The organism is Neolewinella antarctica, assembly GCF_011927835.1.
In the GTDB taxonomy this organism is placed as follows: Bacteria; Bacteroidota; Bacteroidia; order Chitinophagales; family Saprospiraceae; genus Neolewinella; species Neolewinella antarctica.
In genome coordinates this window covers 38,286-65,147 of the sequence record NZ_JAATJH010000001.1, presented here as the reverse complement: position 1 = coordinate 65,147, position 26,862 = coordinate 38,286, and the positions used below count along the sequence as shown (strand labels likewise).

23 protein-coding genes are annotated in these 26,862 nt (G+C 55.8%); 14 read left to right on the top strand and 9 right to left on the bottom strand.

Features of this window, described 5'->3' with window-relative positions; genetic code table 11:
- The first annotated feature begins 3 nt into the window (after positions 1-3).
- Together GGR27_RS00270 and GGR27_RS00265 are read left to right on the top strand one after the other, a co-directional pair.
- Positions 4-1,998, top strand: a complete 1,995-nt coding sequence (locus GGR27_RS00270; RefSeq protein ID WP_168035396.1) for a fumarate reductase/succinate dehydrogenase flavoprotein subunit — start codon at positions 4-6, stop codon at positions 1,996-1,998.
- 85 nt (positions 1,999-2,083) lie between these two features.
- Positions 2,084-2,848, top strand: a complete 765-nt coding sequence (locus GGR27_RS00265; protein ID WP_245184349.1) for a succinate dehydrogenase/fumarate reductase iron-sulfur subunit — start codon at positions 2,084-2,086, stop codon at positions 2,846-2,848.
- Between the two features lie 78 nt (positions 2,849-2,926).
- Here the strand turns inward: GGR27_RS00265 and GGR27_RS00260 are convergent, their stop codons facing one another.
- The 3 genes from GGR27_RS00260 to GGR27_RS00250 are packed head-to-tail and all read right to left on the bottom strand — an operon-like array spanning position 2,927 to position 5,782.
- Positions 2,927-3,283, bottom strand: coding sequence for a CoA-binding protein (locus GGR27_RS00260; RefSeq protein WP_168035395.1), 357 nt, complete (start codon positions 3,281-3,283; stop codon positions 2,927-2,929).
- Between the two features lie 41 nt (positions 3,284-3,324).
- Positions 3,325-4,815 carry a GH3 auxin-responsive promoter family protein gene (locus GGR27_RS00255; protein ID WP_168035394.1) on the bottom strand — a complete coding sequence of 497 codons (1,491 nt, stop codon included), beginning with the start codon at positions 4,813-4,815 and terminating at the stop codon, positions 3,325-3,327.
- Positions 4,816-4,852: 37 nt separating this feature from the next.
- Entirely contained in the window at positions 4,853-5,782 is a 930-nt protein-coding gene (locus tag GGR27_RS00250) for a lytic transglycosylase domain-containing protein (RefSeq protein WP_168035393.1), read from the bottom strand.
- Between the two features lie 306 nt (positions 5,783-6,088).
- Between GGR27_RS00250 and GGR27_RS00245 the strand changes: the two genes are divergently transcribed.
- The gene (locus GGR27_RS00245) at positions 6,089-6,703 is read left to right on the top strand and encodes an RNA polymerase sigma factor (protein ID WP_168035392.1); all 615 of its coding nucleotides are present in this window, start codon (positions 6,089-6,091) and stop codon (positions 6,701-6,703) included.
- Positions 6,693-7,532 carry an anti-sigma factor gene (locus GGR27_RS00240; protein ID WP_168035391.1) on the top strand — a complete coding sequence of 280 codons (840 nt, stop codon included), beginning with the start codon at positions 6,693-6,695 and terminating at the stop codon, positions 7,530-7,532. Before GGR27_RS00245 ends, GGR27_RS00240 begins: the two co-directional genes overlap by 11 nt.
- Here GGR27_RS00240 and GGR27_RS00235 read toward each other — a convergent pair.
- Complete coding sequence (locus GGR27_RS00235; protein ID WP_168035390.1) at positions 7,529-8,005, bottom strand: DUF2452 domain-containing protein; 477 nt, start codon at positions 8,003-8,005, stop codon at positions 7,529-7,531. The genes GGR27_RS00240 and GGR27_RS00235 overlap by 4 nt on opposite strands.
- A gap of 145 nt (positions 8,006-8,150) precedes the next feature.
- On the opposite strand from GGR27_RS00235, the gene arfB reads away from it, so the two are divergent.
- The 5 genes from arfB to GGR27_RS00210 all read left to right on the top strand — a co-directional run bounded on the left by arfB (position 8,151) and on the right by GGR27_RS00210 (position 13,848).
- Positions 8,151-8,552 carry an alternative ribosome rescue aminoacyl-tRNA hydrolase ArfB gene (gene arfB, locus GGR27_RS00230; RefSeq protein ID WP_168035389.1) on the top strand — a complete coding sequence of 134 codons (402 nt, stop codon included), beginning with the start codon at positions 8,151-8,153 and terminating at the stop codon, positions 8,550-8,552.
- A 194-nt stretch (positions 8,553-8,746) separates the two neighbouring features.
- Complete coding sequence (coaE, locus tag GGR27_RS00225) at positions 8,747-9,346, top strand: dephospho-CoA kinase (RefSeq protein WP_168035388.1); 600 nt, start codon at positions 8,747-8,749, stop codon at positions 9,344-9,346.
- Between the two features lie 38 nt (positions 9,347-9,384).
- Complete coding sequence (locus tag GGR27_RS00220) at positions 9,385-10,521, top strand: LOG family protein (RefSeq protein WP_168035387.1); 1,137 nt, start codon at positions 9,385-9,387, stop codon at positions 10,519-10,521.
- Between the two features lie 9 nt (positions 10,522-10,530).
- Positions 10,531-11,325, top strand: a complete 795-nt coding sequence (locus GGR27_RS00215; RefSeq protein WP_168035386.1) for a hypothetical protein — start codon at positions 10,531-10,533, stop codon at positions 11,323-11,325.
- Between the two features lie 126 nt (positions 11,326-11,451).
- Complete coding sequence (locus GGR27_RS00210) at positions 11,452-13,848, top strand: choice-of-anchor B family protein (RefSeq protein WP_168035385.1); 2,397 nt, start codon at positions 11,452-11,454, stop codon at positions 13,846-13,848.
- A gap of 55 nt (positions 13,849-13,903) precedes the next feature.
- On the opposite strand, the gene mnmH is transcribed toward GGR27_RS00210, so the two are convergent.
- On the bottom strand, positions 13,904-14,935 hold the full coding sequence (gene mnmH, locus GGR27_RS00205; protein WP_168035384.1) for a tRNA 2-selenouridine(34) synthase MnmH: 1,032 nt from the start codon (positions 14,933-14,935) through the stop codon (positions 13,904-13,906).
- Between the two features lie 403 nt (positions 14,936-15,338).
- Between mnmH and GGR27_RS00200 the strand changes: the two genes are divergently transcribed.
- Both GGR27_RS00200 and GGR27_RS00195 read left to right on the top strand, forming a co-directional pair.
- On the top strand, positions 15,339-16,340 hold the full coding sequence (locus GGR27_RS00200; RefSeq protein WP_168035383.1) for an aminodeoxychorismate synthase component I: 1,002 nt from the start codon (positions 15,339-15,341) through the stop codon (positions 16,338-16,340).
- 79 nt (positions 16,341-16,419) lie between these two features.
- Positions 16,420-17,028 (top strand): aminotransferase class IV, encoded by a 609-nt coding sequence (locus GGR27_RS00195; protein WP_168035382.1) that lies wholly within the window; start codon positions 16,420-16,422, stop codon positions 17,026-17,028.
- A gap of 35 nt (positions 17,029-17,063) precedes the next feature.
- Here the strand turns inward: GGR27_RS00195 and GGR27_RS00190 are convergent, their stop codons facing one another.
- Positions 17,064-17,678, bottom strand: a complete 615-nt coding sequence (locus GGR27_RS00190; protein WP_168035381.1) for an SRPBCC family protein — start codon at positions 17,676-17,678, stop codon at positions 17,064-17,066.
- A gap of 172 nt (positions 17,679-17,850) precedes the next feature.
- On the opposite strand from GGR27_RS00190, the gene GGR27_RS00185 reads away from it, so the two are divergent.
- The gene (locus GGR27_RS00185) at positions 17,851-18,780 is read left to right on the top strand and encodes an alpha/beta hydrolase (protein WP_168035380.1); all 930 of its coding nucleotides are present in this window, start codon (positions 17,851-17,853) and stop codon (positions 18,778-18,780) included.
- A 20-nt stretch (positions 18,781-18,800) separates the two neighbouring features.
- On the opposite strand, the gene GGR27_RS00180 is transcribed toward GGR27_RS00185, so the two are convergent.
- Entirely contained in the window at positions 18,801-19,700 is a 900-nt protein-coding gene (locus GGR27_RS00180) for an AraC family transcriptional regulator (protein ID WP_168035379.1), read from the bottom strand.
- Between the two features lie 1,018 nt (positions 19,701-20,718).
- Here GGR27_RS00180 and GGR27_RS00175 point away from each other — a divergent pair.
- Complete coding sequence (locus GGR27_RS00175) at positions 20,719-21,480, top strand: DUF4332 domain-containing protein (RefSeq protein ID WP_168035378.1); 762 nt, start codon at positions 20,719-20,721, stop codon at positions 21,478-21,480.
- A gap of 301 nt (positions 21,481-21,781) precedes the next feature.
- Positions 21,782-23,698 carry a 1,4-alpha-glucan branching protein GlgB gene (gene glgB / locus GGR27_RS00170; RefSeq protein WP_168035377.1) on the top strand — a complete coding sequence of 639 codons (1,917 nt, stop codon included), beginning with the start codon at positions 21,782-21,784 and terminating at the stop codon, positions 23,696-23,698.
- Between the two features lie 109 nt (positions 23,699-23,807).
- Here glgB and GGR27_RS00165 read toward each other — a convergent pair whose 3' ends face one another.
- Entirely contained in the window at positions 23,808-25,715 is a 1,908-nt protein-coding gene (locus GGR27_RS00165; RefSeq protein WP_168035376.1) for a putative porin, read from the bottom strand.
- Positions 25,716-25,978: 263 nt separating this feature from the next.
- A complete protein-coding gene (locus tag GGR27_RS00160; protein ID WP_168035375.1) occupies positions 25,979-26,797 on the bottom strand; it encodes an enoyl-ACP reductase FabI in 819 nt (272 codons plus the stop codon).
- Positions 26,798-26,862: the final 65 nt, after the last annotated feature.

Genomic DNA, 26,862 nt, shown 5'->3' with positions numbered 1-26,862 from the left:
ATCATGGCACTTCATTCTAACGTACCCCCCGGCGAACTTGGCAGCAAATGGACCAAGTACCGCTCCTCCATGCCCCTCGTGGCACCGAACAACAAACGCCGGATCGAAGTGATCGTCGTCGGTACCGGTCTCGCCGGTGGCGCCGCCGCCGCTACGCTCGGTGAGCTTGGCTACAAAGTGAAAGTATTTACCTTTCACGACAGCCCCCGTCGCGCGCACTCCATCGCCGCCCAGGGTGGCATCAACGCCGCAAAGAACTACCAGAACGACGGTGACTCGATCTACCGTCTTTTCTACGATACCATTAAGGGTGGTGACTACCGCAGCCGCGAGTCCAACGTACACCGTTTGGCCGAGGTAAGCGTCAACATCATCGACCAGGCCGTTGCGCAGGGTGTTCCTTTCGCCCGTGAGTACGGTGGCCTGCTTGCCAACCGGTCCTTCGGTGGCGTTCAGGTAAGCCGAACCTTTTACGCGCGTGGCCAGACTGGCCAGCAATTGTTGCTCGGTGCTTACCAGTCACTAAGTCGTCAGATCAGTCTCGGCAACGTCGAGCTGTACAACCGCCACGAGATGGTGGATGTCGTCAAAGTCGATGGAAAAGCACGCGGCATCATCGCTCGTAACCTGTTGACGGGTAAGCTGGAGCGCCACGGTGCCCACGCCGTCGTGCTCGGAACGGGTGGCTACGGAAACGTATTCTACCTATCCACCAACGCAATGAACTCCAACGGTTCCGCCGCCTGGCGCGCCGTTAAGAAGGGTGCCTACATGGCTAACCCTTGTTTCACGCAAATTCACCCCACCTGTATCCCCGTTTCCGGTGAGTACCAGTCGAAACTGACGTTGATGTCGGAGTCGCTGCGTAACGACGGTCGTGTTTGGGTACCGGGCAAACTAGAAGACGCCGCCGCCATTCGCGACGGCAATAAGACTGGCGTAAGCATCCCGGAAGCGGATCGCGATTATTACCTAGAGCGCCGCTACCCTGCTTTCGGTAACCTCGTCCCCCGCGACGTAGCCAGCCGTGCCGCCAAAACCGCCTGCGACGAAGGTCTCGGTGTGAGCCCAACGGGACTAGCTGTTTACCTCGATTTTGCCGACGCCATTCAGCGCTACGGCAAATCACGCGCAACGACACTGAACGAATACAGTGCCACTGAGGAACGAGTTAAAGAACTCGGTACCGCCGTTATCGCGGAGAAGTACGGTAACCTCTTCGAAATGTACGAGAAGATCACGGGTGAGAATCCGTACCTCGTGCCGATGAAGATCTACCCCGCCGTGCACTACACGATGGGTGGTCTGTGGGTGGATTACAACTTGCAGACTAACGTTCCGGGCTTGTTCGCCGCCGGTGAAGCTAACTTCTCCGACCACGGTGCCAACCGCCTCGGTGCTTCCGCGCTGATGCAAGGTCTGGCCGACGGATATTTCGTTCTCCCCTACACCATCGGCACCTTTCTCGCCAACGAGATTCGCACGCCGATGATCGATGCGGACGGACCTGAGTTCATGGCCGCGGAAAAAGAGGTCGCTGATCGCATCACTCAGGTGATGAGCGTTCAGGGTGACCAATCCGTAGAGAGTTTCCACCGCCGCCTCGGTAAGCTCATGTGGGAATACTGCGGTATGGCGCGTAACGCTGAAGGCTTGACCAAAGGCCGTCGGATGATTCGTGAGCTGCGGGAAGAGTTTTACCGGGATGTCTTCGTACCGGGAGACGCCAACGAATACAACCCTGAACTAGAAAAAGCCCTCCGGGTAGCTGACTTTATGGAACTTGGTGAATTGATGATGCTCGACGCCCTGGACCGGGAAGAGTCCTGCGGTGGTCACTTCCGCGAGGAATTCCAGACCGAAGACGGTGAGGCGCTACGCCGCGACGATGAATTTGCCTACGTTTCCGCTTGGGAATGGGATGACAATGATCCCATTCTGCACAAAGAAGAATTGATCTTCGAGAACGTAGAACTTAAAACCAGATCTTACAAATAGGACGTAGGAAGTTAGGCGGTAGGCAGTAGGCGGTTAATCCCGTCCCGTGCCCACCGCTTACCGACTACCGCCTCAAATACTAAATATGAGCGCTGATAACATGACCCTCACCCTGAAGATCTGGCGGCAAAGAAACGCCACCGTCAAGGGTTCATTTGAGACGCACACCATCAAAGGAGTAACGTCCCACATGTCCTTTTTGGAGATGCTGGACGTACTCAACGAGCAGATCATTCACGCCAAGGGCCAGCCGGTAGCTTTTGAGCACGATTGCCGGGAAGGCATTTGTGGCACCTGTAGTCTAGTCATCAACGGTTTCCCACACGGGCCGCAGCAGTACACGACGACCTGTCAGTTGCACATGCGGCACTTTAAGGACGGGGAAACGATTACGATCGAGCCGTGGCGTTCTTCGGCTTTCCCGATTGTCAAAGATTTGGTGGTGAACCGCGACAGTTTCGACCGGATCATTCAGGCGGGTGGCTTCGTATCCATCAACACCGGCCAGGCGCAGGACGGTAACGACATCGCCATCGAGAAAGACCAGGCGAACCACGCCATGGACGCGGCGACCTGCATCGGTTGTGGTGCCTGCGTGGCGGCTTGCCCTAATGCCTCAGCCATGTTATTTACTGGTGCTAAAGTATCTCACCTCGCGCAGTTACCGCAGGGTCAGGTGGAGGCTTCCCAACGCGCGTTGCGGATGGTGGAGCAGCACGACGCCGAAGGTTTCGGTCGGTGTTCCAACATCACGGCCTGTGAGGCGGAGTGCCCGAAGGGAATTTCCGTAGAGCACATTGCGCGATTGAACCGGGAATACATTGCCGCGACGGTGGGTTCTACCAAGTAGCTTTCACGTTAAAATTTAAAAGCCCAGCTTTCCGTCGGAAGGCTGGGCTTTTTCGTTCGTCAGAGGGTTTGCTCGGATTTAGTACTGGTCGCTGGCCAGCATGACGAGCGTGCAGGCGTGCACGGATTGGATGCCGTTGTCTTCAGCCAACTGTTCGAGTTCGGGGTTTGCGGTGCCGGGGTTGAAGATGATGCGGCGGGGTTTCATATCCATCAACCAGTCATAGTACTGGGCCTGATTTCTTGGGCCTACGTACAAAGTGACCGTGTCGACGTCGACGACTTTTGGCGTCCCACTTAAAATCTCTGCACCCGCGACCGCGCCCTCTTTGATGCCTACGTTGACGATCTCGCGACCACTATTGACTAAGCGATTTGCGGCGATATAAGCGTAGCGTGAGGAATTTGGCGTAGCGCCAAGAATTAGTGTTTTCATGAGGAATTATTAGCGGATTAAGCGCGGCCGCGGGTGCAAGGTTAGGGTTTGAGGAGCAAGGCATCCACGATTTTCCGGTCGTTACTGAGGCGCGGCACCTTATTTTGACCGCCCAGTTTGCCCTGGCTGGCCATGTATTCCCGGAAGCCACCTTGTTGTACCGAACTGACGATCAGCGGACGCAATACCTTTCCTTCAATTAAATCCTGATAGTAAAGGTTCTGCTGGATCATCGCAGCGTCCAAGTCCCGAGCAAAAACCTTCGGATCACTTGGTGGCACGGCGTATTCGATGAACCACTCATGATGAGCGACACCCCCGTCCGGCGGAGAAACCTGAGGCGCGACGGTAAACTCCGTAACCTCCACCCAGTGCTTATCCGCCACCGCCCGTAGTGCCATCTCGACCTCCTTACCGATCACGTGCTCTCCGAAAGCGGAAATGAAGTGCTTAATGCGCCCCGTCACGCGCAGCCGGTAAGGGTCTTTACTAACGAATTCGACCGTATCACCAATGTTGTAGCCCCACAGACCGGCGTTGGTGTTGAGGATGATGGCGTAATTAACGCCCGTCTCGATTTGCCCCAGGTGCAACCGCGTGGGGTTAGTGTCGAATATCTCATCCGCCGGAACAAACTCGAAAAAGATGCCACTGTCGGCGTTGAGCAACAGCCCATCCGATTGCTGACTATCCTGAAAAGCGATAAATCCTTCACTCGCCGGGTAAGTTTCGACGCTGGGTAGGCGACCGCCCACGAGCCGTTCGAGCGATTTGCGGTAGGGCTCGAAATTGACGCCGCCGTAGACAAACATGTCGAGGTTGGGAAATAGCTCCAGAATGGTGTCTTTGCCACTCCGAGCCAGTAGCCGCTCGTAGTACATCTGCACCCAGGGTGGGATGCCGGAGATGAGCCGCATATCGGCGTTGATGGTCTCGTCGACGATCCGTTCGAGTTTGTATTCCCACTCCTCGATGCAGTTCGTTTTGTAGCTCGGTAGTTGGCTGGTTCTTAGCCAGGCGGGGACCTGGTGGTTCACGATTCCGGAAAGCCTGCCGGTCGGGATGCCGTTCGTGTCGGCCATCTCCGGGGAGCCGGAGAGAAAGATCATTTTCCCGTCGAGCCACTTACTTTTGCCGGTTTCGGCGACGTAGTTGAACAAGGCATTGCGTGCGGAGCCGAAGTGGTTCGGAATGCTCTCGCGGGTGAGGGGGATGTATTTGACGCCACTGGTGGTGCCGGACGTTTTGGCGAAGTATTTCGGTTGCCCGACCCAGCTTACGTTGGCCTCCCCGTCGCGGATGCGGTCGGCGTAGGGTTTGAAACCTTCATAATCGACGATGGGAATGCGCCTTTTGAAGTCGTCGTAAGTGCTGATACCGGCGAAGTCATGGTCCTGGCCGAAGGCGGTTTCCCGGGCGGTGGTCACCAGGTCCTGGCAAATAAATTCCTGGGACAGCACGGCGCGCTGCGCCATCTTGCGGACCTGGTTACGGACGTGGTAAGCGTAAGGTTTTAGTAGAGTTCCTTTCATGGGGCTTGTTGGTGCTACTTAGCAATGGTAAGTCTCATCAATTAGGAATACGAATCTCGTAGCTGTTACCGGAGCTGATGGGTAAGCTACCGGCCACCAGCCAGGGATTATAGATTTTTAGCTTGCGGTAGTCGGTACCCTGCACCGCGGCGAAATCCCCCAAGTTGTCGATGGACTTCGTCACTTTGATAGTTTTGTAATCATCCAGCACGGGATAAACATCGTCCGGACCGACGTAGTAACCAAAGGACTCTGGATCTTCCAGAATCGTCTTTAACGCCACGATGCGAAACACGTAAGCCATCGTCTCCTTGTTGATGTCCAACTCGAATAAATTCTCCGCGTTCTGCCGCTCCCGCCATTTACGGACGTTCGGGCCGCCCATGTTGTAAGCCGCGGCCACCCAGCGCCAGTCACCGAACTCACGGTGGTAATCTTTAAGGTACTTGCAGGCCGCGCGGGTTGCTTTTTCGAGGTGATAGCGCTCGTCCACTTCACCGTTGATTTCGAGCCCGTAGGATTTGCCCGTCGGGGCCATGAACTGCCAGACGCCCTTGGCGCCGGCGGGGCTGGAAGCGTTGTCCAGCCCCGATTCCGCTACGGCCAGGTACTTTAGGTCGGTGGGCACGCCTTCTTCGGTGAGGATGCGCTCGATCGTGGGGAAGAACCTTGCCCGGCGTTTCAGCATCAGCAGCGTATTGCGGTGGAAATAGGCGTTGCGCAGAAGTTCCATATCCAACCGTTCCCGCACGTCGAAATCGTCCATCGGCAGGGGCTCCCCGGCAAAGTCGAAGGGCCCGGACAAATCCACGGGGCGAACCACCTGGGGCAATTGTGTACCCTTGAACGTCCGGACTTCGTCGGGGTCGACCTCCGGCAGGGTGTCGGAAGATTCTAGGCTCAGAAAGAGAAACCAGCCAATCAAAAAAGCTAAACCGATGCCGAGCCCGGTCAGGAGATGTTTCATAAGAAAAGGTTAGGGCGTGAAGATAAGTATTCACTGTCCGTAGCCGGGGGCGAGTGGTCCTACGGAACAATATTTTACCGCAGGGCCACCAGCAAACGCGGCGTGCGTGGTTACGGGGCGGTTTAAATATCCGGTTTTGTGCCTTCGGTGCCAAAAATCCGGCGGCTATGAGCTAATATTGACCGCGGAAACAAGCAGCTGCGCTCCGTAAACGCAGGCGGCGAACATTTTAGCACGTCGCAGCGCTTCTTCCCTGTGCCTCCGGGCTACGTAAGTTACCCGTTATGTACTCACTCGAATTCACTCATGCTCGCGGATAAACTCGAACAAAGGCAGGATACCGTCCTTCGTCTCCTCCGGGCGCGCGATGAGGAGGGCATGAAGCAGCTGTTCACCCACTACGGGGGCGCGCTGCTTACGCTCATCGAGCCGGTGATCGAGCGGCGGGAGGTTGCCGAGGAAGTATTGAATGACGTTCTACTCAAGATTTGGGAGAACGTTGATTCCTACGACGAGGGCAAAAGTCGCCTGTTCACCTGGATGGCCCGCATTGCCAGAAACGCCGCGATTGACAAGGTACGTTCCAAAGCTTACCGGGAGCAGGGTAAAACCGATCCCCTCACTCCCGTCGTAACTAAGGGCAACAACCTCAGCGTAACGCCAACGATGGAACACATCGGCGTCGCTAAACTACTCAACCACCTCGACGCGGACCACCGCGCCATCATCAACCTACTTTACCTAAAGGACTACACCCAGTCAGAAGCAGCCGAAGAACTCGGTATACCATTAGGTACCATTAAAACCAGATCAAGACGCGCAATAACACAGTTGCGCACCTTCCTCCAATCAGAGATGCTCTGGTTGGCCCTCGGACTTACGTCCCTCATCTCCCTATTCCTCGCCAATTTTGGACACTAACCAATACATAGCCTCCGGCGTCCTCGAGCTTTACGTGCTCGACCTGCTAGACACCTCCGCCCAGCGTGAGGAAGTGGAGCGGTACGTAGCGGAGTACCCGGAAATCAAGCGGGAATTATTCGAGATCGAGACCGCCCTGGAAGCCTACGCCCTGGCTAATGCACGGCCGCTGCCGGCAGCGTTGCTGGTGCCCCTCCTGGTAAGTATCCGCGACACCATGCCGCCGACCGTAGATCCAGTCGAACCACCGATGGCAACTGAGTCAGCACCGACAAGCCCCCCCACTGCGGACGCATCAACCGCCCTACCCTGGTTACCGTGGGTGCTCGCCGCCGTCCTGGCGCTGGTCGCAGCTTATTTGTACTTCAACGGCAAGAGTCAAGTCGGCGAGATAGAGCAGGAGCGAAGCGAATTAGAGTCCGAGTTCGCCGTACTGCAAGAGGAATGCGATGAAACAAGCACCGCTCTTCAGGGAAGCCAGGAACTCAACCAACTACTTACGAACCCCGCCACGCGCAACGTCATTCTCGCGGGTTCCGACAACGCGCCCGGTAGCCAGGCCATCGTGTTCCATAACGTCGAGCGGGATCAGACTAAGTTCCGCGCCACCAACCTGCCTACCCCGCCGACCGGTCGTCAGTACCAACTCTGGGCCATCGGCGACGACGGGCCGGTGAGCATTGCGGTGCTGGACGAGAACCTGGATGCTGACGTGCTACTGGATGTGGACTTTGTTGCCACCGCCGGCACCTTTGCCATTACGCTGGAAGAAACGGGGGGCAAGCCGACGCCGGACTTGAGCCAGTTGCAGGTCATCGGCGAAATCTAGGCGGGTTCGCCATCCGCCTTATCGAGCACGTCCCAAGTGTGGTCGCCGAGCAGCTTCACCGTAGCGATGTAGGTATAAGGAGTTTTCAGGCCCCACTCCGCCGGGCTGATCATGCTCAGCACGTTTTCGCCGGATGCCTTGGTGTATAAATAGTAGGTGCGGCTGATGATGGGGTCGATGCCCATTTTCGCTTCGTAGATTCTTTCCGAGATCGACATCCGCTGTTGGATCGCGTTTGCCTGTTTGGCCAGCAGCTCGATTTGCGCCTTGATCTGGTCGAGCTGCATGTCCGTCTGCTCGTACATGGCGGTCATGGCCAGTCCCTTCACCTTCCCGACGTCCAGCGGTTTGATCGTCGCGCCACCCCGTTCGTGCGCGTAGGGCAGCAGGTGGGGATTGATCGCAACTTTGTCGCCGTCGATGGGGTTGACGATGACTTCTTTGGTCGTGGGTTTTTCTTTCTTTTCGGCCATACGGTGGGAACCGCCGGGGGGTGATATGGTTCTTTTAAAATCGTCGTGAATTCTTGGTAATAGGAATGCGCGGTCGCGGGTGCGGGGTTAATCCGAAAAGAGCAACGAGTACTAGCGTCACCCGAAAAGATAAGACTTTACGAATATGGACTGGCAAACAATCAAGCAAGAGGTTACCGTGCGTACCTCCCGATCGTCCGGGGCCGGCGGCCAGCACGTCAATAAGACGGAAACGCGCGTAGAAATACTTTTTGACCTACGGAACACGACCGCCCTCAATAGCCGCGAGAAAAAGAACATCCGTTACCACAACAAGCGGAAGATCGATAAGAACGGGCTGGTATCCATCATCGATCAGAGTGGCCGCAGCCAGCACACCAACAAAACCCGGGCGATGCGCCGGCTGAAGGAGTTGGTCTCCGACGGTAGTAAGCCAATCCCCAAGAAGCACGTCGGAAAGGCCTTTACCGCCAGCCGGGGGAAGCGACTGGATAATAAAAAACGCCGGGCGGAGATTAAGGCGGGGCGGGGGAAGATTCGGTATTAGGGGGAGTTGGTTCTCCGGTAGTCCTTTGATCTCTGGTTGGAAAAAAGAGGAAAGAGTACAGAGGTAAGACGGGTCAAAGCCTCCAACAAAAATTTGTAGCTACCTTCCCGCAAAAATTTTGCTCCTACTTCTCTACCCTGCACCGGCGACGCGCAGCTAGTCCCGTACTTTGTCGGGGCGACCGCGCATACTCTATGTCTAAAAACCTAATTCCACAGTACTGTTTGACCGGCAACATCGGCTCCGGAAAAACTACCGTCGCTCGGGAATTCGAACGGCTCGGCATTCCGGTCTACTACGCGGACGCAGCGGCTAAACGGTTGATGAACAACGATAAAGACCTGAAATCTGCCCTAGTCGCAAGTTTCGGTGAAGCGAGTTATCGGCCTGACGGACAGTTGAATAGACCGTACTTAGCAAAAGTCGCTTTTACTGATGAAAGCGCGCTCGCTAAGCTCAATGGCTTGGTTCACCCCGCCGTCCACCGCGACGCCAGCGCGTGGCAGGACGGGCAAAAAGACGTGCCCTACACACTTTACGAAGCCGCCATCACGCTGGAGTTGGGGCGCCGAGATGACTTCGCCGGCATCATCGTCGTCCACGCCCCGGTTGCGGAACGCCAGCGTCGCGTTCAACTGCGCGACGGCGTGACGGCGGAGCAATTCACGGACCGCGCCAGTAAGCAGTGGCCGGATGATAAAAAACTCGCGGCGGCCGATTATGTCGTACGAAATACCGGCAGCGACTTACTTTTTCCGCAAATCCTACATCTTCACGGCCGCCTGGCGCATTAGCGCAGACTTACTATTTGATCACTCTTTCCAAAGAATACATGTCCAGTAAATTCACCGGCACGCCCTGCCCGCTCTACCGCACCATCGACGACGAATGGTTGCTCACCGGCACCAAAGACCTCTACAACACAACCTTGATTGACGTCGACCTCACCGCGGTCAACGTAGACTGGCAGACGGTTGCCGTCGACGGCACCACCATGTTCATCGGCTGCCGAATGGACCTCGAGCACGAGATCGAGCTCCGCCGCCGCGGCGTCAGTTTTCTCCGTGCCCCCGAGGGCCTACCCTACCGACCGACCCGCCGCCACCTTTATACCTGGCAAGAATTGATGGAGGGTTTCTCCCCGTTGCTCGATCGCAGCACCGACCTCAAAATCTACCAACACTACGAAAACAGTAAGTCCTGCCCCAGCGTCACCGAGGCGCTCTGGCAACGATTACACGATTTCAGCATCGACGAAGGACTACGCAGGTTACTCGACTTCTCCGCCGACGGACTGCCCAGGCGCAGAGTCGTCGGCATCATGGGCGGACACGGCACGGCACGGACTTCCCCCGACTACGAAACCACGCTGCGCACCGCAAAGCTCCTCACCGAGCGGGGCTACTTTATCGCCAGCGGCGGCGGCCCGGGCATCATGGAGGCGGCCAACCTCGGCGCGTACCTGGCGGACAGGACGGAAGAAGACCTGCGGTGGGTGCTCGAAACACTCGCGGTGGCCCCAACCTACCGCGACGCCGGCTTTAACGAAGCGGCGCTGAAAATTCTGTCGCACTTCGAGACTGGCGCGGAAAGCTTGGCCATCCCAACGTGGTTTTACGGCCACGAACCAAGTAATCTGTTCGCCAGCTACATCGCAAAATACTTCAGCAACAGCATCCGGGAAGACACCCTGCTCGCCGTATCTCTTTACGGCATCGTTTACGCCCCGGGCAGTGCCGGCACGACCCAGGAAATCTTCATGGATGCGGCGCAAAATCATTACGTCACCTTCGGCTACGTGAGCCCCATGGTCTTTCTCGGGACGCAGCGCTACACGGTCGAAACCCAGCTCTACACCACCATCCAACAGTTAGCGGAAGGGCGCGACTACGCCGATGCGCTATACCTTACGGATGAACCCGCGGACGTGCTACGGTTTATAGAAGCGCATCCTCCCACCAAGATATAATTCATCACCATGCGTTTATTCGTCGGCTTACTCCTCCTCACCTCGTTTTCTACCTGCGCGACCTTCGACCGCCTGACGGGCCGCGAGGTGGCCCCAAACGCAGCGGAACAAGTGGCGCAAGATTCCACCGTCGTTATCATCGATGGGGCGCAGCGTGCAGCCGACCCTGGCATCGCTTCGCCAACGGACACCGTGAGAATATTGCCAGGAGATGTGGCGCGGACGCAGGTGCAAGATTCTTTGGGGAAGGAGCGGTACACCGCTAAGGGCGGCCAGATTGGCACCTACGAAAACGCCCCCGAGACGCCGCTCGCCTACGGCACGACGGCCACCACGCCAGAACCGTACGGCAGCCCCGACCCCGACAACTACCCCACCACGGGAAAAGGCGTACCTACGGCAAAAGCTAACCACGCCGTGACGCCCAACACAACCATTACCGCCACGCCGGAAACGTACCAGCACGTCACCGCCGCCACCCCGATCAGGGTCAATCCGGACATCATCGCAGCACTAACCGGACTGTGGGTGAACGATGACGACGATGAAGAAGTCGTAGAGTTCACCTCTTCCCACTACACCACTTTTTACGACGGTGAGTTGCTCGTCCAGGAGCCGATGACGCTTCACCAGCGCTGCCCGGGGGACTGCAATGACGGCGTCGAGACGAACATATCCTGTTTCACCGTCACCGGCCCGGCGGGGATCGACTGTTTTGGAATTATTCGCCTGACGGCCACCGAGCTTGAGTTGAGATTACTCGGGGTGAGCGAAGAGACGGTTACTTACCGCAAGCGCCTTTAGGATATTTATTGCGTCAATTCTTTATGCTTGGTCCGTGGCAAGTCCAAGGAACATGCCCTTGTCGCGAGCGTACGGAGCGACACGGGCGTTGTGTTACTACTTCTCATCTCCTATTAATTTCCACTGATGTTCAAATCTTTACTCTCACTACTGCTTATTGGTGGTTCGTCCCTCTTTGCCCAACTCAATACTACCCTGCGTTCCAATCTCGACTACGCGGAAAGCGTAAATGACGTCTGGGGCTACGTGGCGCCCGACGGCACGGAATACGCCATCGTCGGCCTGCAGACCGGGGTGTCGTTCGTAAGCCTGGCTGATCCGGACAACCCGGTTGAAGTCGACCGCATCCTTGGTGATTTCTCTAACTGGCGGGACATGAAAACCTACGGCGAGTACGCGTACAGCGTTGCCGATCAGTCCAACAGCAACGAGGGCATCACGGCTTTCGACCTTTCCCAACTCCCCGATAGCGTCACGTTTAAGCGGAATGCCTACGAAGTCGCCGGTACATCTACTCTTTTCTCCCGAGCACACAATGTGTACGTCGACACCCTCGATGGCGTACTACTCACGGCCGGCGGCGATCGCCGCATTGGGGACGGTGGCATCCTGGCGTTCGACCTTACGGAAACGCCGATGAGCCCCCGCCTTTTTGGCCAGGGGGCAGCCATTTACGCCCACGATGTTTTTGTGCTTAACGACACGATGTATGCCTCCGAGATATACCGGGGTAGGCTTACCCTGTACGACGTGACGGACTATACGAACGTTACCCTGCTCGGTAGCGTCAGGACGCCCTACAGTTTTGCGCACAACGCCTGGGCCAGTGATGACGGCCGGTACGTCTACACAACCGACGAAAAGCCGAACGCCTCCGTAGCCGCTTACGACGTGAGCAACAAAATGGACATTCAAAAACTGGATGAATACCGCCCCGTAAGTTCTCTAAATACCGGTACGATCCCCCACAACGTACACGTCATCGGTGATTTCCTGTCCATCAGCTACTACACCGACGGGCTCCGCGTGGTGGATGCCACCGACCCTACGAACCTCGTGGAGGTTGCCAATTACGATACTTGGTTGGGGGATGACGGAGGCTTTAACGGTGCGTGGGGTGCCTATCCTTTCCTACCCAGTGGGCTCACTCTAATTTCGGACCGTCAGAGCGGGCTCTACGTAGTTGATGTAGACTACAAACGAGCGGCGCGCCTCCGGGGCATCCTGACCGATCGATTCACCGGCGCGCCGGTGAACAACGTTCGTGTGGTGATCGACTCTACCCAGGAAAATATTAGGACCAGTAATCCCCTCGGGCGGTACGCTACCGGGCTGGGCACCGCCGGCACCTACGTCGTAACGTTCACTTCGAGCAATTACGAATCACTGACGGTAGCGGTGAATCTCGAGAATGGAGAAACGTTCACGTTGGATACCACGCTAGTACCGTTGGTCCGCAGCTACGATGCTGGGTTCACGGTCACCACAGCCGATGGTGGCGAACCCTTAGCCAATGCCCAAATTGCCATTGAGGGTACGGAAAACACCTTCTTAATTACCACCGATGAAAGCGGGATGGCTGAAGTAGCCGGTATCTTGGAAAATGAACCCTTTACCGTGTACGTGAGTGAGTGGGGTTATCAAACGCAGGCCATCCAAGCGGCCTCGTCCGCGGACCTTCAAAACGTGACCGTGGATTTAGTCGCCGGATTCATGGACGATTTCGCCACGGACGAAGGCTGGACGGTTACCTCCAACCCCGTCACTGGAGAATGGGAACGTGCCATCCCGAGCGGCACCGCCACCGACACGAGTCAGATTGCCCCCGGTGCGGATGCCGCGGACGACATCGGAGATCGCGCCTGGGTGACGGATAACCGCAATGAAGGCAGACTCAGCGCTTACGACGTAGACGAGGGCGTGGCAACGTTCGCCTCTCCTACCTTCAGACCGCTGGTGGCGAACGCTGACACCATGACCGTGCATTATCAATATTGGTTCGTAAACCTTGATGGCAGAACCGCGGCGGACGACACGCTGACCATCAGTATTAGCAACGGCGTGGATACCGTCGTCGCAAGAGCCTACGGTAACCGGGGCGGGAAGTGGCTAAAGGATAGTTTCACGGTCAACGATTTTGTAACGATTACCGATCAGATGCAACTCATCGTCTCTACGAGTGATTTCAACACGAGCAGCCACCTCGTCGAAGCGGGCTTCGATAATTTCTTCGTGACGGAAACTGCCTCCCGCCCGGTGGCAACGGATAACAATTTTACCGAAGGGGCTACGGTGGAAGTGTACCCGAATCCAGCCCGGGGAGCATTCACGATGGACTATGACCTCGGTATGCACCAAAATGCTAGTCTTCGCATTACCGACGCGAGTGGTCGAGTCGTCAGTTCCCGCACGATAGCTGGCGGCACGGTAACTTTTGGCGATGAATTACCGCGCGGGTTTTACTGGCTTGAGCTACTCTCCGGCACCCAAAGACTGTGGGTTGGCAAGGCGATGAAGGAGTAAGGTCGTCTCCGAAATTTTAACTCCCCCCCGGTCGGACGTGACCGAGGGGGATTTTTTATTCACCATAAGCCACGGAAAGTATTTGCTTCGCCACGGATGCAGCCACCGGCGACCCGGCCACGATGGTTTCGACAATATTCGCATTTCGTCGTTCTCCGTAGTACGCGTAAGCCTTGTCGTAGTACACGAGTGCCACGCGGGCGGCGGTGGCGATGTCACCATTTTCCAGGGCTTCGATGGCCAGATTGAGATTCTGACCCCCGAGCTTTTTGCGGATGCGGCTGAATGCCGCGGCGAGTTCTTCCGTGGGGTAAGCGCCGTACAGATCGACCAGCCGGTCTACTCGCCACTCGATCGGTTGTTGCAATTCGACAACGGGTGCATCCACCAGCCGTTGATAAAATTCTTCGGAAAGAAAAACGCGGCCGATGAGTCGGCTCTCATCCTCCAACCACACGGTAGCGCCCTTCGGTAAACGGTTGAGTTGCGCGAAAACTTGGTTCTCAAATTCTTCGGAACTCGGTTGCGGTAGTTCACCGATGCCACCGAAAGCGGAGCCCTTGTGGTTGGCGATGCCCTCGAGATCGATAATGTTTGCGCCCCGCAGCGCCATGGCTAGTAGCACGGGTGTTTTCCCCGAGCCCGTCGGCCCGCTGAGCACGCGAAACCGATGGGGGCATTCGGCAAAATAGGTACGGATGTACTGGCGTGCGGCCTTATAGCCGCCGCTCATCTGCGTGACTTCCAGGCCGGCTTTTTCGAGCAACCAGGAGACACTGCCGCTACGTTGTCCACCCCGCCAGCAGTGGACGACAACTTTTCCGGAAGGACAAAGCCGCCGCGCTTCTTCTACCAACCACCGCATTTTCCCGCCGGCAATCTCCAGGCCGCGCAGCAAGGCTTCATCCTGCCCCGTCCGCTTGTACAAAGTGCCGACTTCGGCCCGTTCGGCATCACTGAAGAGGGGCAAACTTTGCGCCCGGGGTAGCTTACCCTGCGTGAATTCGCCCGGGGAGCGGACGTCGAGGAGTGCGTAATCTGAATACGTAAGATCGGTAAAGTAGGCTGCGGGGGTAATGACTTTCATTTACTGATTGGCCCGGATTTCGAGCCGGCTACAGCAAGGTAATAAGAAAGGGAGTTAACTACATAATGTAGTTAAATCCCCTTCACCATTTGAGTGTCGTCAAATCTTTACGACCCATGCTGACATTGAGCTAGCTCCCGTACGACAATCCGATTGTGATAATAAGTTAATTCTTTAAACCGTAATTAACAAGCATTCGGACACCTATTTTAGGATTCAAACACGCATTTGCATTATCCGAATTTAGTTATCCATCCATTTCTCGTATCGTTCGGGTGATGCCTACGTGCTGTGCCCAGGTTAATGATCCCGACAAATTATTGGACTAGCGAAAAATCGCAACCACTTTGCAGACGCTCGGATGGGTGATAACACAATCTAGCCTTCGCTTACCTTTGCCGCCATGAGGGGAACCGACGACAAAATTAGTACCTGGGCCAGTCAGTTAAATGCGCTCGGGGCAAAGGGTACCGCCTGTTTTTTCCTCGTGGATTTTGAAATGGAACGCCCGGAAATTTGGACACTGGACGACCCTGATTGCCCCTCTTTTACTTTTCCGGATAGAGATGTAGCCGAGGCGGTGCCAGCCGGATCCACAATCCCCAGGCTCTATCCGGAGCACATTTCCCGGGAGGCATTCCGCACGGCGTTCGATACCGTACAGGCGGGTTTGCAGCGCGGAGACAGCTTTTTGACCAACTTAACTTTTCCGGTTCCGGTCCAACTCAACTGTGGACTGGAAGACGTCTACCATTACGCCCAGGCAAAGTACCGCATTCTGGTCCCGAATAATTTTGTCTGCTTTAGTCCGGAAACATTCGTTACCATCAGCTCAACGGGACACATCGAAAGCCGGCCGATGAAGGGCACGACGGTAAATACGCAGGCCGGTCGGCACCAACTTTTGCGGAGCAGTAAAGAGATTGCGGAGCACGCAACCATTGTCGACCTTATTCGCAACGACCTTAGCATCGTGGCCAGTAAAGTTCGCGTTACGGACTATCGCTACTTCCACGAGATATCTACGAGCCGCCGGGGGCTTGTCCAGACCAGTAGTAACGTTGGCGGACAACTCGCACCGGACTGGCGGGAACGCATGGGAGACATTCTGCGCCAACTACTACCGGCGGGCTCCATCAGCGGAGCGCCCAAAACGGCGACGCTCGACATCATCCGGGCCGCGGAGGGGCAAGCCCGTGGCTACTACTGCGGCATTGCCGGACATTTCGACGGGGAACAACTCGACACCTGCGTACTCATCAGGCTAATCGAGGAGCGGGCGCCCGGCATTCACTACTTTCGCTCCGGCGGAGGCATCACCGCGCGCAGTAGATGGGAGGACGAACTACACGAACTGAAGTCTAAAGTCAGGATTCCGCTGCGGAAAATATATCAAGAGCGATGAGTGCCAAAATTCTCCCGTTGGCCCTGGACGATTACTTCACTTCAGGGCCTGTTTTCCTGGATAACACTACCCTACTTAAATGAAGAAAGCCCCCGCACTCATCGAATCCATTCGCTTAATTGATGGCGAAATCCCCTTGCTTTCTCTTCACCAAAGCAGGATGGACCGCGCACGCAGGGCCATCTACGCCAAGTCGCCCGTCATCAGACTCAGCAAACTGATTGCGGAGACGGAGTTGCCCCGAAGCGGCCTCCACAAACTGCGCGTGGAGTACGACACGACCATCATCAAAGCAGAGATAATTCCGTACGAAATCAAGCCGATTAACTCCCTTAAATTGACCCGGGCGGAAGAACTTACTTACGGGCATAAGTTTGCCGAGCGCGCGGGTATCGGTAAACTATTCGAGCGGCGGGGGAAGGCCGACGACATCATTATGGCCAAAAATGGCTACTTAATGGATAGTAGCTACGCTAACCTCGCTTTTTACGACGGGCGGCACTGGTACACCCCGGCCTACCCAATGCTCAAGGGCGTTCGCAGGGAACTGTTATTGAAGAACAACGTCATTCGCCCGGCCATCATCCGCGATCGCGATTTAGCTAGTTTCAAAAAGGTACGGCTGATGAACGCCATGCTGGAATGGGAAGAGGGCCCGGAAATAGCCATCGATCACGTCTATCTATAAAGAACAGAAGATCCAGTACCCCGACTCCGAGCAGTTCACTTCCGCGCCACCCCTTCCAGCCGCTCAACCAAGTTCTCCATCGTTTTAGCCGGCCCACCGGTGAGGATCTCTTTCCGTACCCAGTTCGGTAGACCGGCGCCGGCCTCCGTCCGGCAGGTGCAAGTAATGAAGACGCGCCCGTCGGGTTGGGGGGTGATTTTCCACTCCGCTTCGTAAGTCGTGAGTCGGTCTTTACCCTTATTGGGCGGGAGCGCGTCCGGCTCAGCAAGGATGGTGCGGGTCAGCGTGCCATCGGACCAGGACTGATCGATGCGGGCCACGACTTCCTTATCCTGAAAGGGGAAAGGCAGGTCGATGTGGCTGTAGTAGAGGTAGTTGTTATCCGTGCCGCCGGGGATGCGGTAGGCCGCTTCGCAGCGGTGGACCCATGCGGGGTAGCTCGGGGCATCGTCCAGCACGGCCAGCACGGATTCGGCGCTGACGGCGGCGGTAGTTTCTACCCGCACGGACATATCGTCATTCGCTTCCGCACGGACGAAGACTTTCACGCCGTTGCCCGCGTGTTCTAGTTCCCACTCCCCTTGCCCCACCAGAACACTCTGCACCAGCGACAGCGCAAAAAAGAGAAACAGGGGGCAGGACTTAATCATGTATGCGGTAGTTTGGCGTAAGAACGGCACAATGTGGCGCGCGGTGTACACTTTGCGAAAAATTATGCTGACTATATCCAAAAGTGCAAATCCGCGACTTCGCGTGGACGGACCTAAGGTGGACTAAGGTTATCTTGGCGGATATCTTGACCTAGCCTCCCGAAGTTGACTTATGAAAAAAATATTGATCGGCCTGGCCGTCCTCCTGATCCTCCTCTATTTAGGCGTCACCTATTTTTTCAGCGGACTAATCCTACACACACCGGACCGGGACATCGCCACGGTCTACCAGATGAATAAGGAGCGTTGGGACTGGGACCTGGATTCCATCGTGCGGACGTTGCCCAACCAGGAGGAAATCAGCTTCGTCAGTCCTTACGACGGCATTACGTTGCGCGGTTGGTCCTTTACTCCCGAGGGCTTTGATTGCGGCGTGGTGTTCTCCCACGGCTACAGCATGAACCGCGCTAATATGCTCAAATACACGCCAATCTTTCGGGACTGCAACTGCGCCATGCTACTCTACGACCACCGGGGCCACGGCGCGAGCGACGAAGCGTACGGGAGCGGCGGCGACCACGAGGCGATGGACCTGATTGCCGCCTCCAAGCTCCTTCAGGAACGGACTGGTCTTTCTATGAAAGGAATCGGTTGGTACGGGGAAAGCTGGGGCGCTTCCACGGTCATCCTCGCCGCGGACCGGGCCACCGAGAAACCAGCCTGGATCATCGCCGAAAGCCCTTTCGCCGACTGGTACAGCGCCGTCATGGAACGTGGCTTGAAGGACTACGGAAATGGCCTAAAACTCCTCACCCCCGGCGCGTTTGCGTGGATCAAAATCCGCGACGACGTAGACTTCAACAAGGTCAGCATGCTGGAAGCAATGCCCCGCCTGGAAATGCCGATGCTGTTGTTCCATTCTCAGTCCGATACGCTCACCAGCCCCGAGCAATCCGACCGCCTCGCCGCGGCCGCGTCAAAAAAGGGCTCATTCGTTTACCACCCGCTCGACTGGGGCGCCTGGCACGCGCACAACATTATCTGGCGGCCAGAAGAGTACCGAAACCTGGTGCTTAATTTTGTTGGGGATTTTTGTGAATAGCGGGTGCCGCATCACGGGCGTCAGCCGCTGGGCAGGTTCCCGCCGACTGTTTTACGCAAGTCCAGGCGATACTCGGTGGGCGTCCGCTCGGTCACCTTTTTAAAACTTCTGTTGAACTGGCTCAGGGAGTTGAACCCGCAGTCGAAAGCCACTTCGGCGATCGTGCTGTGCTCGTCGCTGAGCAGTTTGCAAGCGTATACGATGCGGAAATTGGTCAGGTAGGTAACGAAGGTTTTTCCGGTGACTTTCTTGAAGTAGCGGCAGAAGGCCGGTACCGTCATCGCGGCAACGCTGGCAGCTTCGGCGACGGCCAGGTCGCGGCGGAAATTATCGGAAATAAATTGCTGCACGTTGTTGAACCGCTCGTAGCCGTGGGTCGCGATCTCGATGTGAACGCCGTCGGCGTTGAGGCTTTCGTATTCCTCGGATTCAGAAAGTTCGCGGAGTACGTCGAGCAAAAGGAGGAGGCGGCCGAGGGGATCGAGCTCCACCATTCGTTCCAGGCGGCGGCCTTCCACTTCTTTCGTCCGCCCCGTGAAGGAGATGCCGTTTTTGGCCCTCTCCAGCAAGTTATTTATCTGGCTGAATTCCGAAAGCGCGCGAAAGTCCGGAGTGGGGAAATTGGGAGAAAATTGTACGACGGTTTCGGCGCGGTTGCCGGTGTTGCGGTCCGTAAAGCCCCAGTGCGGCAGGTTAGAACCGATCAGGATGAGCTCGCCGTCGTCGAAGTAAGAGACGTGGCTACCGACGTGGCGCCGCCCGTTGCCACCGTTTACGAAGACAAGTTCGAGTTCTGGGTGATAATGATAGTTCGGGACTTTATCCCCCCGGACGGTAGGGTCAGGATAGTGCTTGAGGAGGAAAGAGGAATCCAGCGTCGGCAGGATACGTTGGAGCACGGGGCGTTGGTGGCCTTCCATGATAGTGGTTATTCTTTGCGGACGGTTTGCCGCTAATTATTGCGGGTCAGCCACGGGGAGCGTAACGCCCGTTTGTCACTCAGGTTTTTGGGCGTGGCGTGAATTCGTCGCTAACCGTCGTCGTCAAAACCTGAACGCACGGCGCGTGCGAATAGCTCATGCATAAATTAAATTGAGTAATTAAGGTGCATATTTTACCCCAAAATATGCACCGTTTACCACCGAGTTAAAACAGGACAAAAATTGCGTAGGCCACGTGAAAATATGCGGTAGTTACGGCCCGTAATTCCCCGTTCTTTGTATCAACATCGGAGGATAGCGTAAGTGACCTCCAAAACACACGCAACCGGCAACGCCAACTCGTGGAATAGAATTTGCATGATCGACTTTAAGTTTCGCCCTCTCCGACTTTCGGGGAGGGCCTTTTTTTTGGGTTGAAGTACGCGCCCAAGCTAAAGCCTCTGACCAAAATAAGCGCACTTTTTGCGCGGTCGCGGGTGCCGGGTTCTTGCGGTTGAAAAGCAACGTCGATCCGGTAGTCCAATTCCGGTAGCTAGCGCGTATGATTAGAACACGATGAGTTAGCTTGGTGAACTAGTTACGCCCACGGGAGTACCCCGCATAAGTTACGGGGATCGGCCCCCGCAAGCCCACTAAGTGGTCGCGGATGGGTTTAATTTAGGCCAGGTCGTACGAAATGGTGAACATAAATTACGGGCCAGTCGAAACAATATACGCGTCCTTTGCCACCTAGGTGCTGTTTCCGTAACGGTGTAATATTCGCTCGGTGAGCCAACAACACGCTTCCGTAAGTACCTTAGGAACCGCCGAACCAAATATTCGGGCGGTCAACGTCAAAGTCACTGCATTTACCTAATTACCCGGCACCAGCCCCGATAGCTATCGAGGAGCCCAATCTTTTGGTAGTCAGTTACTTCGAACCAACATCGTGCCCTATTTTGTGGTTGATAAGTAGATACGCGATACACAAACCATCATATTATCCAAACACACCATTATGATCAAGACGACTTACACGAAATCCAAGCAGGCGTACAAGGTTACTTTCGAACTCGCCGCCGAGCAAATCGGGGAGAAGCGAGATCTTCGCGTCCTCGGCAGTTTCAATGATTGGAGTTGGGCCGACGGCGTGGCGCTAAAGTTCAGCAAAAACAAATATACCGGCCACACTGAGCTTCCCGCCGGGCATTACCAATTCCGCTACCTAGCCGACGAGGATGAGTGGGTGAACGACCCGAGTGTCGAAGGGTACACCGAAAGCGGCTACGGCACCAAAAACTGCTGCCTCTCGCTCGATCAGGTCGAAGAGAAGACATCTGATAAAAAGGCACCACAAAAGAAAGAAGCAACCAAGAAGGATACGGTAGCCGCAAAGCCCGCAAAGGCCAGTGCCGCCAAGAAAAAGGAAACCGCCCAGGCCACCGCGAAGCCCGCAAAATCCAAGACGAAGCAGGAGGTGGCCAAGAAAGCTACGTCCGCAAAGAGTACTAAAAAGTCCGCCCCGGCTGACGACCTGAAGCGCATCGAAGGCATCGGCCCGAAGATTGCCGGACTCCTCAAAAAGGCCGACATCAGCTCTTTTGCCGATTTGGCGAAGGCCTCCGACAAGAAACTCGCCGACGTACTGCAGGAAGCAGGCGCCCGGTTCCGCCTCGCCAAACCAAAAACCTGGCAGGAGCAGGCCAAACTCGCCGCCGCCGGCAAAAACGAAGAGCTGAAAAATCTTCAGGACGAACTCAAGGGCGGCGTCCGCAAATAATCTTTCTTCGATGAAGTCACTTGCAAAAGCCTCCCGGTCAGATTGATCGGGAGGCTTTGTGCTTCGTCCCGGGCCGGTTACCTATTGAGGTACAGGATTGACCATTCGAGTACGCAGCGTTTCACCGGCGCCTATTTTTGCCGCCGTGGGGACGGCCAGTATTCTGCGTCATTCCTCCACGAATCGATTACCGAGCCTGCGGGACAAACCCATCTTCCTCCGTTAACATCGGTGCCGTGCCCACGTTGTTGTACCGGAAGACGTAGCCGCCATTCCTTCAATACCCCAGCAAAACAAACTTATGAGTACCCAAACCGCCGTTATCTCCCACAGTCTATTTTCCGACGAAGACGCTAACCTCTGGAAGGCCGGAAAGCTTTTTCGCGCTTACGACAAACTTGGGAGCCACGTCATCGAGCTTGATGGTGAGCAAGGAACTTATTTTGCCGTTTGGGGCCCCAGCGCAAAGTCGGTGAGCGTGATCGGTAATTTTAACGGCTGGGATCACGGCGCGCACCCGCTCAACGCCCGTTGGGATAGTTCGGGAATTTTCGAGGGTTTCATACCGCGCGTGAAGAGTGGTACGATCTACAAATATTCCATCGAGACGCAGAGCGGTGACCTGCTCGACAAAGGCGACCCCTTCGCTCGCCTCTGGGAAACACCCCCACTCACGGCCAGCATTGTTTGGGATACCTACTACGAGTGGGACGATGCGGACTGGATGAAGGTCAGGTCGAAGCATAACGGTATCGACAGCCCCTATTCCGTCTACGAGGTCCACCTCGGAAGCTGGAAAAAACCGAAGGGGACCGAAAGCCTGAGCTACCGCGAGCTTGCCGTCGATCTGGTCGACTACATGAAGGAGATGAATTTTACCCACGTAGAATTCTTGCCCGTGATGGAGCATCCGTATTTCCCGAGTTGGGGATACCAGATTACCGGCTACTTCGCACCCTCCAGCCGGTTCGGCGGGCCGCAGGACTTTATGTACCTGATCCAGGAACTACACAAAGCTGGCATCGGGGTAATCTTAGACTGGGTACCTAGCCATTTCCCCACCGACGCGCACGGTTTGGCTCAGTTCGACGGCACCCACCTCTACGACCATGAGGACCCGAAGCTCGGCTTCCACCCTGATTGGAAATCCGCCATCTTCAACTACGGTCGCAACGAAGTACGTTCGTTTCTGATTTCCAATGCGCTCTTTTGGCTCGACCGTTATCACATCGACGCCCTACGGGTAGACGCGGTAGCCTCCATGCTGTACCTCGACTACAGTCGTAAGGAGGGTGAGTGGATTCCCAACAAATTTGGTGGCAACAAAAATCTGGAGGCAATTAGTTTTCTCCGGGAATTCAACGAAGCCGTCTACCGGGAATATCCGGACACGATGACCATCGCGGAAGAGAGCACTGCCTTCGAGGGTGTTTCCCGCCCGACGTACGTGGGCGGCCTGGGCTTCGGTATGAAGTGGATGATGGGTTGGATGCACGATACGCTCGGCTTTTTCAAAAATGACCCCATCCACCGGAGTCACCACCACAATTCGCTCACTTTCAGTCTCGTCTACGCGTTTACCGAAAACTTCATGCTGCCCCTGAGCCACGACGAAGTGGTACACGGCAAAGGCCCGATTATCGACCGGATGCCCGGCGACGACTGGCAGCGCTTCGCCAATATGCGCACCCTCTACGGCTACATGTACACCCACCCGGGCAGCCAGTTGCTATTTATGGGCAACGAGTTCGGGCAGACAACGGAGTGGAGCATTGATAAAGGACTCAACTGGACGCTTTCCGAAACCGCCCCGCACAAAGGATTGAAAAAGTACGTCGCCGACCTTAATAAGGCCTACCGCGAAACACCTGCTCTTTACGCCCAAGCTTATGATCCGCAGGGGTTCGAGTGGATCGACGGCGGCGATAACCAAAACAGCGTTCTAACCTACCTGCGCAAGGGAAAGAAAGGCAATGAGCTAGCCATAGTTATCAATAACTTGACGCCAACGGTTCGGCACCACTACCGAGTCGGGGTTCCGAAGGCGGGCACCTATAAGCTGCTGATTAATTCCGATGCTAAGGAGTACGGCGGAACGGGTGCCCAGGAATTTAAGCCAGTGAAAGCGGTAGAATCCGAATGGAACGGGCGACCCTTTCACCTCGAAATAACCGTACCTCCCCTGGCGACCGTGGTGTTTGTCTACGCTGGTAAATGATGAGCTGAGGAATTTCTATGAAATAACTGCTAGCGCCGGATCACAAACGTGATTCGGCGTTTTCTATTCGATGGGTAAAGCTGTCACTGCAATCCCAAAGCGCGATCAGTCAATCCTGCAATCTCCAGGTGGCCCCGAGCCGTACCGCCGCGTCCGGGTAAGGATGCTCTGCGGTCAGATAGAGTAAATCGTCCGGAGCCCACTGCGTGTTGAGTTGAATGTATTTTGCGAAGAAACGGAAACGCGTGACCCGCAGACTAAAAAATGGATCGATTTGGTACTGAAATTTAGTCTCCTGCTCATCCTGTAGCTGGAATTGCTGCACGATACTGTTGTAGTAATAAGGCTTGAATCCACTTGCGTAGCGGATGTCTACACCCAAATTCACGTTGAGTACCCCGAACCATTTTCCGGCGTAGTACAGGCTGTGTTCTCCGTACAGTTGCGGCAATCGGAAGACGGTCTCGTCGGCCTGCTGAAATAAGACCCGATTATCCAGGCGCATTTTGCCGAAAGTCAGGTCGCGTTCCGCGCTTAGCTGTACGATGTTATTTACTCCGTCGTCCTGTACCGGTAAGCCATCGGTCCCGAAGTAAATGTAATTAGTTAGTACGGAGTACGCCAGGCCCGCCCTGATCTTGACGACCGGCAAGGTGTAGGCGCCCTCCAGTCGCAACTCGAGCGTCTTCCCAAAATTATTGTCGTAGATCGTCTGCCCGTTCAGCCGGAAAATATCCTGCACTAAATCGGGTGCGTACAATTGATTCAGGGCCTTAAGTTCGAGCTTTCCCGCCCTGCCGAGGTCGAGAATCCCTTCCCCACTAATTCGGTAGTCGCCAATTTGTCCGATTAAATTTAGCTGCGCGTCCACGACGAGGCTGAGGTTGTCGTTCGGGCGCAGACCAATCTGGCCGTGCGCTAACACATTGTTAATGGTCGAATCATTATCCTGCCGAATCCGGTGGTAGAGGTGCTTAATCCCCACCGAGATCACGTCGCGCTGCACCGTTTCTCGGTCTCCACTACTCCCCTTCCGGAAAGTGCTGAACGTGAGATCGTTACTGAGGATGTTGTGCTCGATCTGGTTACGCGCGCCCCGGTCATCGACGAGTAGCTCCGGGAACTGTCGGAAGAAACTATCCACCGGCGCACCCTGCTCGGAACTCACGCGGTAGCGCCGACCGTCCAGTTTAAGTTGGTGCTGGAGGGTGAACGCGCGTCGGTCTTTGCCCGTCAGCGTATCGCGCCGCCCACCGAATTGTAGCGACTGGGTCGCCATTACCTCCCGAAAACTGTAACGCATCCGGGTTTCCGCCAGGCGTGAAGTGATATTCTGTAAGTTATTGACCTCACCACCGCCGTCGTCAAGCGTGCTCCGTATGATGCCCCCGTTTTGCAATTGCTCGTAAGTATTTGCCGCGAAACTAAAAAAGCCATTGTAGCGGGCGTTCGGCGGGCGAATACTCAAACCGGTCGCCACGTGGGTGTTCCTAAGGTTTTGGTTCGGGTACTGGTCCTGTGTCCCTTGCTGAGACAGCCGGGTGTAGTCCAGCAGCAGGTTGACGCCATCGGCAAAATTGCGGGAAAATTTGGCGGTCGTCCAGGTATCTTCCTGTTGGCTTTCGCGGACGTGCCCCAGGTAAGTAAACGGTCGCTCTAGTCGGTAATACTGAAGGCGTTCCCCGTCGAGCTGGTAGAGATCGAATTGCCGTAGACCGATTTCCGTTCCGGTCCGTAAGGTAGGTTCGTAGCGCAGTCGGTAGGCCGCGCCGCCAAGTTGGCCGGTGGTACCGTAATCGAAGGGCACTTTCCGGCCGGGTTCGTAGCGTTGCAGGCCACTCAGCAGACTATCACGGTAGCTGGTTTCTTGGTTGGGGTTATTGACTCGGTACTGGAAAATGCCGAAGGTATCCGGTAGGTCTTCGCGCTGCTCCTGCGGCCCGGCGCGACGGTCCTGGCTGGCGTCGTAGTCGGGGTCGCCGATTTGGGGCCGGCCACTATCCGAGGGGTCTAGCACTTGGGCGCGGACGCAGGTGCAAAGGAGGGTGGCTAGGAGAAAGAAGGTTAGTCGTAGCGTTGGCAGGACTTTGGTTTTTTAGAATTAGGCGGTAGGCGGTAGGCGGTAGGCGGATTTTAATTTACTAATACTTAAACTTAGTGGTTTTGCTGGGTCACTTCGTTGAATATAAACTCGCAGTAAATCAGCGATCTTGAGGGTATAATCTACCGCCTACCGCCTACATTCCTACCGCCTAAAAGATCTTAATAAAAAGACACCACTCACTCCTCATCCGCTGTCTGCTCAATCAATTTAGGACTCATGCCCATGTTGGAGAAACCACCGTCGTGAAACAGATTTTGCATGGTCACGAAGCGCGTGTAGTCGCTGAACAACGTGGCGCAATAGTTGGCGCAATCGCGCGCGGGGGCATTTCCGAGGGGAGACATTTTGTCCGCGTAACCAAAAAACTCTTTGAACCCCTTTACGCCCTTGCCGGCCGTCGTCATGGTCGGTGACTGGCTGACGGTGTTTACCCGAACGCCGTTCTTTTCACCGAAATGGTAACCGAAGGAACGGGCGAAGCTTTCCAGCAAAGCCTTACTCTCGGCCATCTCACTGTAGTCCGGAAAGGTGCGTTGCGAAGCAATGTAAGTTAGGCCAAGGATGGACCCGTGATCCGCCATATGATCCCCCTTGAAGAGTACCTGACACATCTTGTGAAAGCTTACCGCACTGATGTCGAACGTCTTCAACATCCACTCGTGTTTGATGTCCGTATAGGGGCGCCCCTTGCGCACGTTGAGCGACATCCCGATGGCGTGGCAGACGAAGTCCAGCTTACCGCCCAGGATCTCTTCCGACTTCTGAAAAAGGTTTTCCATGTCCTCGATGCTCGTGGCGTCGGCGGGGATGACCTCACAGCCGTGCTTTTCGGCTAACTCGCTGATCGTCCCGAAACGCATCGCTACCGGGGCGTTGGTCAGCGTGAACTTGGCCCCCATCTCCGCGCAAACATCAGCAATTTGCCACGCGATGGATTGATCGTCGAGCGCGCCAAAGATTACGCCGCGTTTTCCGGCCAGAAGTTGAGGAGTCATAGTGGTAGATATTTTACTGGTGTGGCGTGAAGGTAATGAGTGGCGGTGGCTTTAAGCAATTACGG

Coding starts and splice junctions, on each gene's coding strand:
- GGR27_RS00210 (WP_168035385.1), top strand. CDS start 11,452: ATGTTCAAATCTTTACTCTCACTACTGCTTATTGGTGGTTCGTCCCTC.
- GGR27_RS00220 (WP_168035387.1), top strand. CDS start 9,385: ATGTCCAGTAAATTCACCGGCACGCCCTGCCCGCTCTACCGCACCATC.
- GGR27_RS00270 (WP_168035396.1), top strand. CDS start 4: ATGGCACTTCATTCTAACGTACCCCCCGGCGAACTTGGCAGCAAATGG.
- GGR27_RS00250 (WP_168035393.1), bottom strand. CDS start 5,782: ATGAAACATCTCCTGACCGGGCTCGGCATCGGTTTAGCTTTTTTGATT.
- GGR27_RS00255 (WP_168035394.1), bottom strand. CDS start 4,815: ATGAAAGGAACTCTACTAAAACCTTACGCTTACCACGTCCGTAACCAG.
- GGR27_RS00200 (WP_168035383.1), top strand. CDS start 15,339: ATGAGGGGAACCGACGACAAAATTAGTACCTGGGCCAGTCAGTTAAAT.
- GGR27_RS00160 (WP_168035375.1), bottom strand. CDS start 26,797: ATGACTCCTCAACTTCTGGCCGGAAAACGCGGCGTAATCTTTGGCGCG.
- glgB (WP_168035377.1), top strand. CDS start 21,782: ATGAGTACCCAAACCGCCGTTATCTCCCACAGTCTATTTTCCGACGAA.
- coaE (WP_168035388.1), top strand. CDS start 8,747: ATGTCTAAAAACCTAATTCCACAGTACTGTTTGACCGGCAACATCGGC.
- GGR27_RS00265 (WP_245184349.1), top strand. CDS start 2,084: ATGAGCGCTGATAACATGACCCTCACCCTGAAGATCTGGCGGCAAAGA.
- GGR27_RS00195 (WP_168035382.1), top strand. CDS start 16,420: ATGAAGAAAGCCCCCGCACTCATCGAATCCATTCGCTTAATTGATGGC.
- GGR27_RS00245 (WP_168035392.1), top strand. CDS start 6,089: ATGCTCGCGGATAAACTCGAACAAAGGCAGGATACCGTCCTTCGTCTC.
- GGR27_RS00235 (WP_168035390.1), bottom strand. CDS start 8,005: ATGGCCGAAAAGAAAGAAAAACCCACGACCAAAGAAGTCATCGTCAAC.
- GGR27_RS00190 (WP_168035381.1), bottom strand. CDS start 17,678: ATGATTAAGTCCTGCCCCCTGTTTCTCTTTTTTGCGCTGTCGCTGGTG.
- GGR27_RS00260 (WP_168035395.1), bottom strand. CDS start 3,283: ATGAAAACACTAATTCTTGGCGCTACGCCAAATTCCTCACGCTACGCT.
- GGR27_RS00180 (WP_168035379.1), bottom strand. CDS start 19,700: ATGGAAGGCCACCAACGCCCCGTGCTCCAACGTATCCTGCCGACGCTG.
- GGR27_RS00185 (WP_168035380.1), top strand. CDS start 17,851: ATGAAAAAAATATTGATCGGCCTGGCCGTCCTCCTGATCCTCCTCTAT.
- GGR27_RS00175 (WP_168035378.1), top strand. CDS start 20,719: ATGATCAAGACGACTTACACGAAATCCAAGCAGGCGTACAAGGTTACT.
- arfB (WP_168035389.1), top strand. CDS start 8,151: ATGGACTGGCAAACAATCAAGCAAGAGGTTACCGTGCGTACCTCCCGA.
- mnmH (WP_168035384.1), bottom strand. CDS start 14,935: ATGAAAGTCATTACCCCCGCAGCCTACTTTACCGATCTTACGTATTCA.
- GGR27_RS00215 (WP_168035386.1), top strand. CDS start 10,531: ATGCGTTTATTCGTCGGCTTACTCCTCCTCACCTCGTTTTCTACCTGC.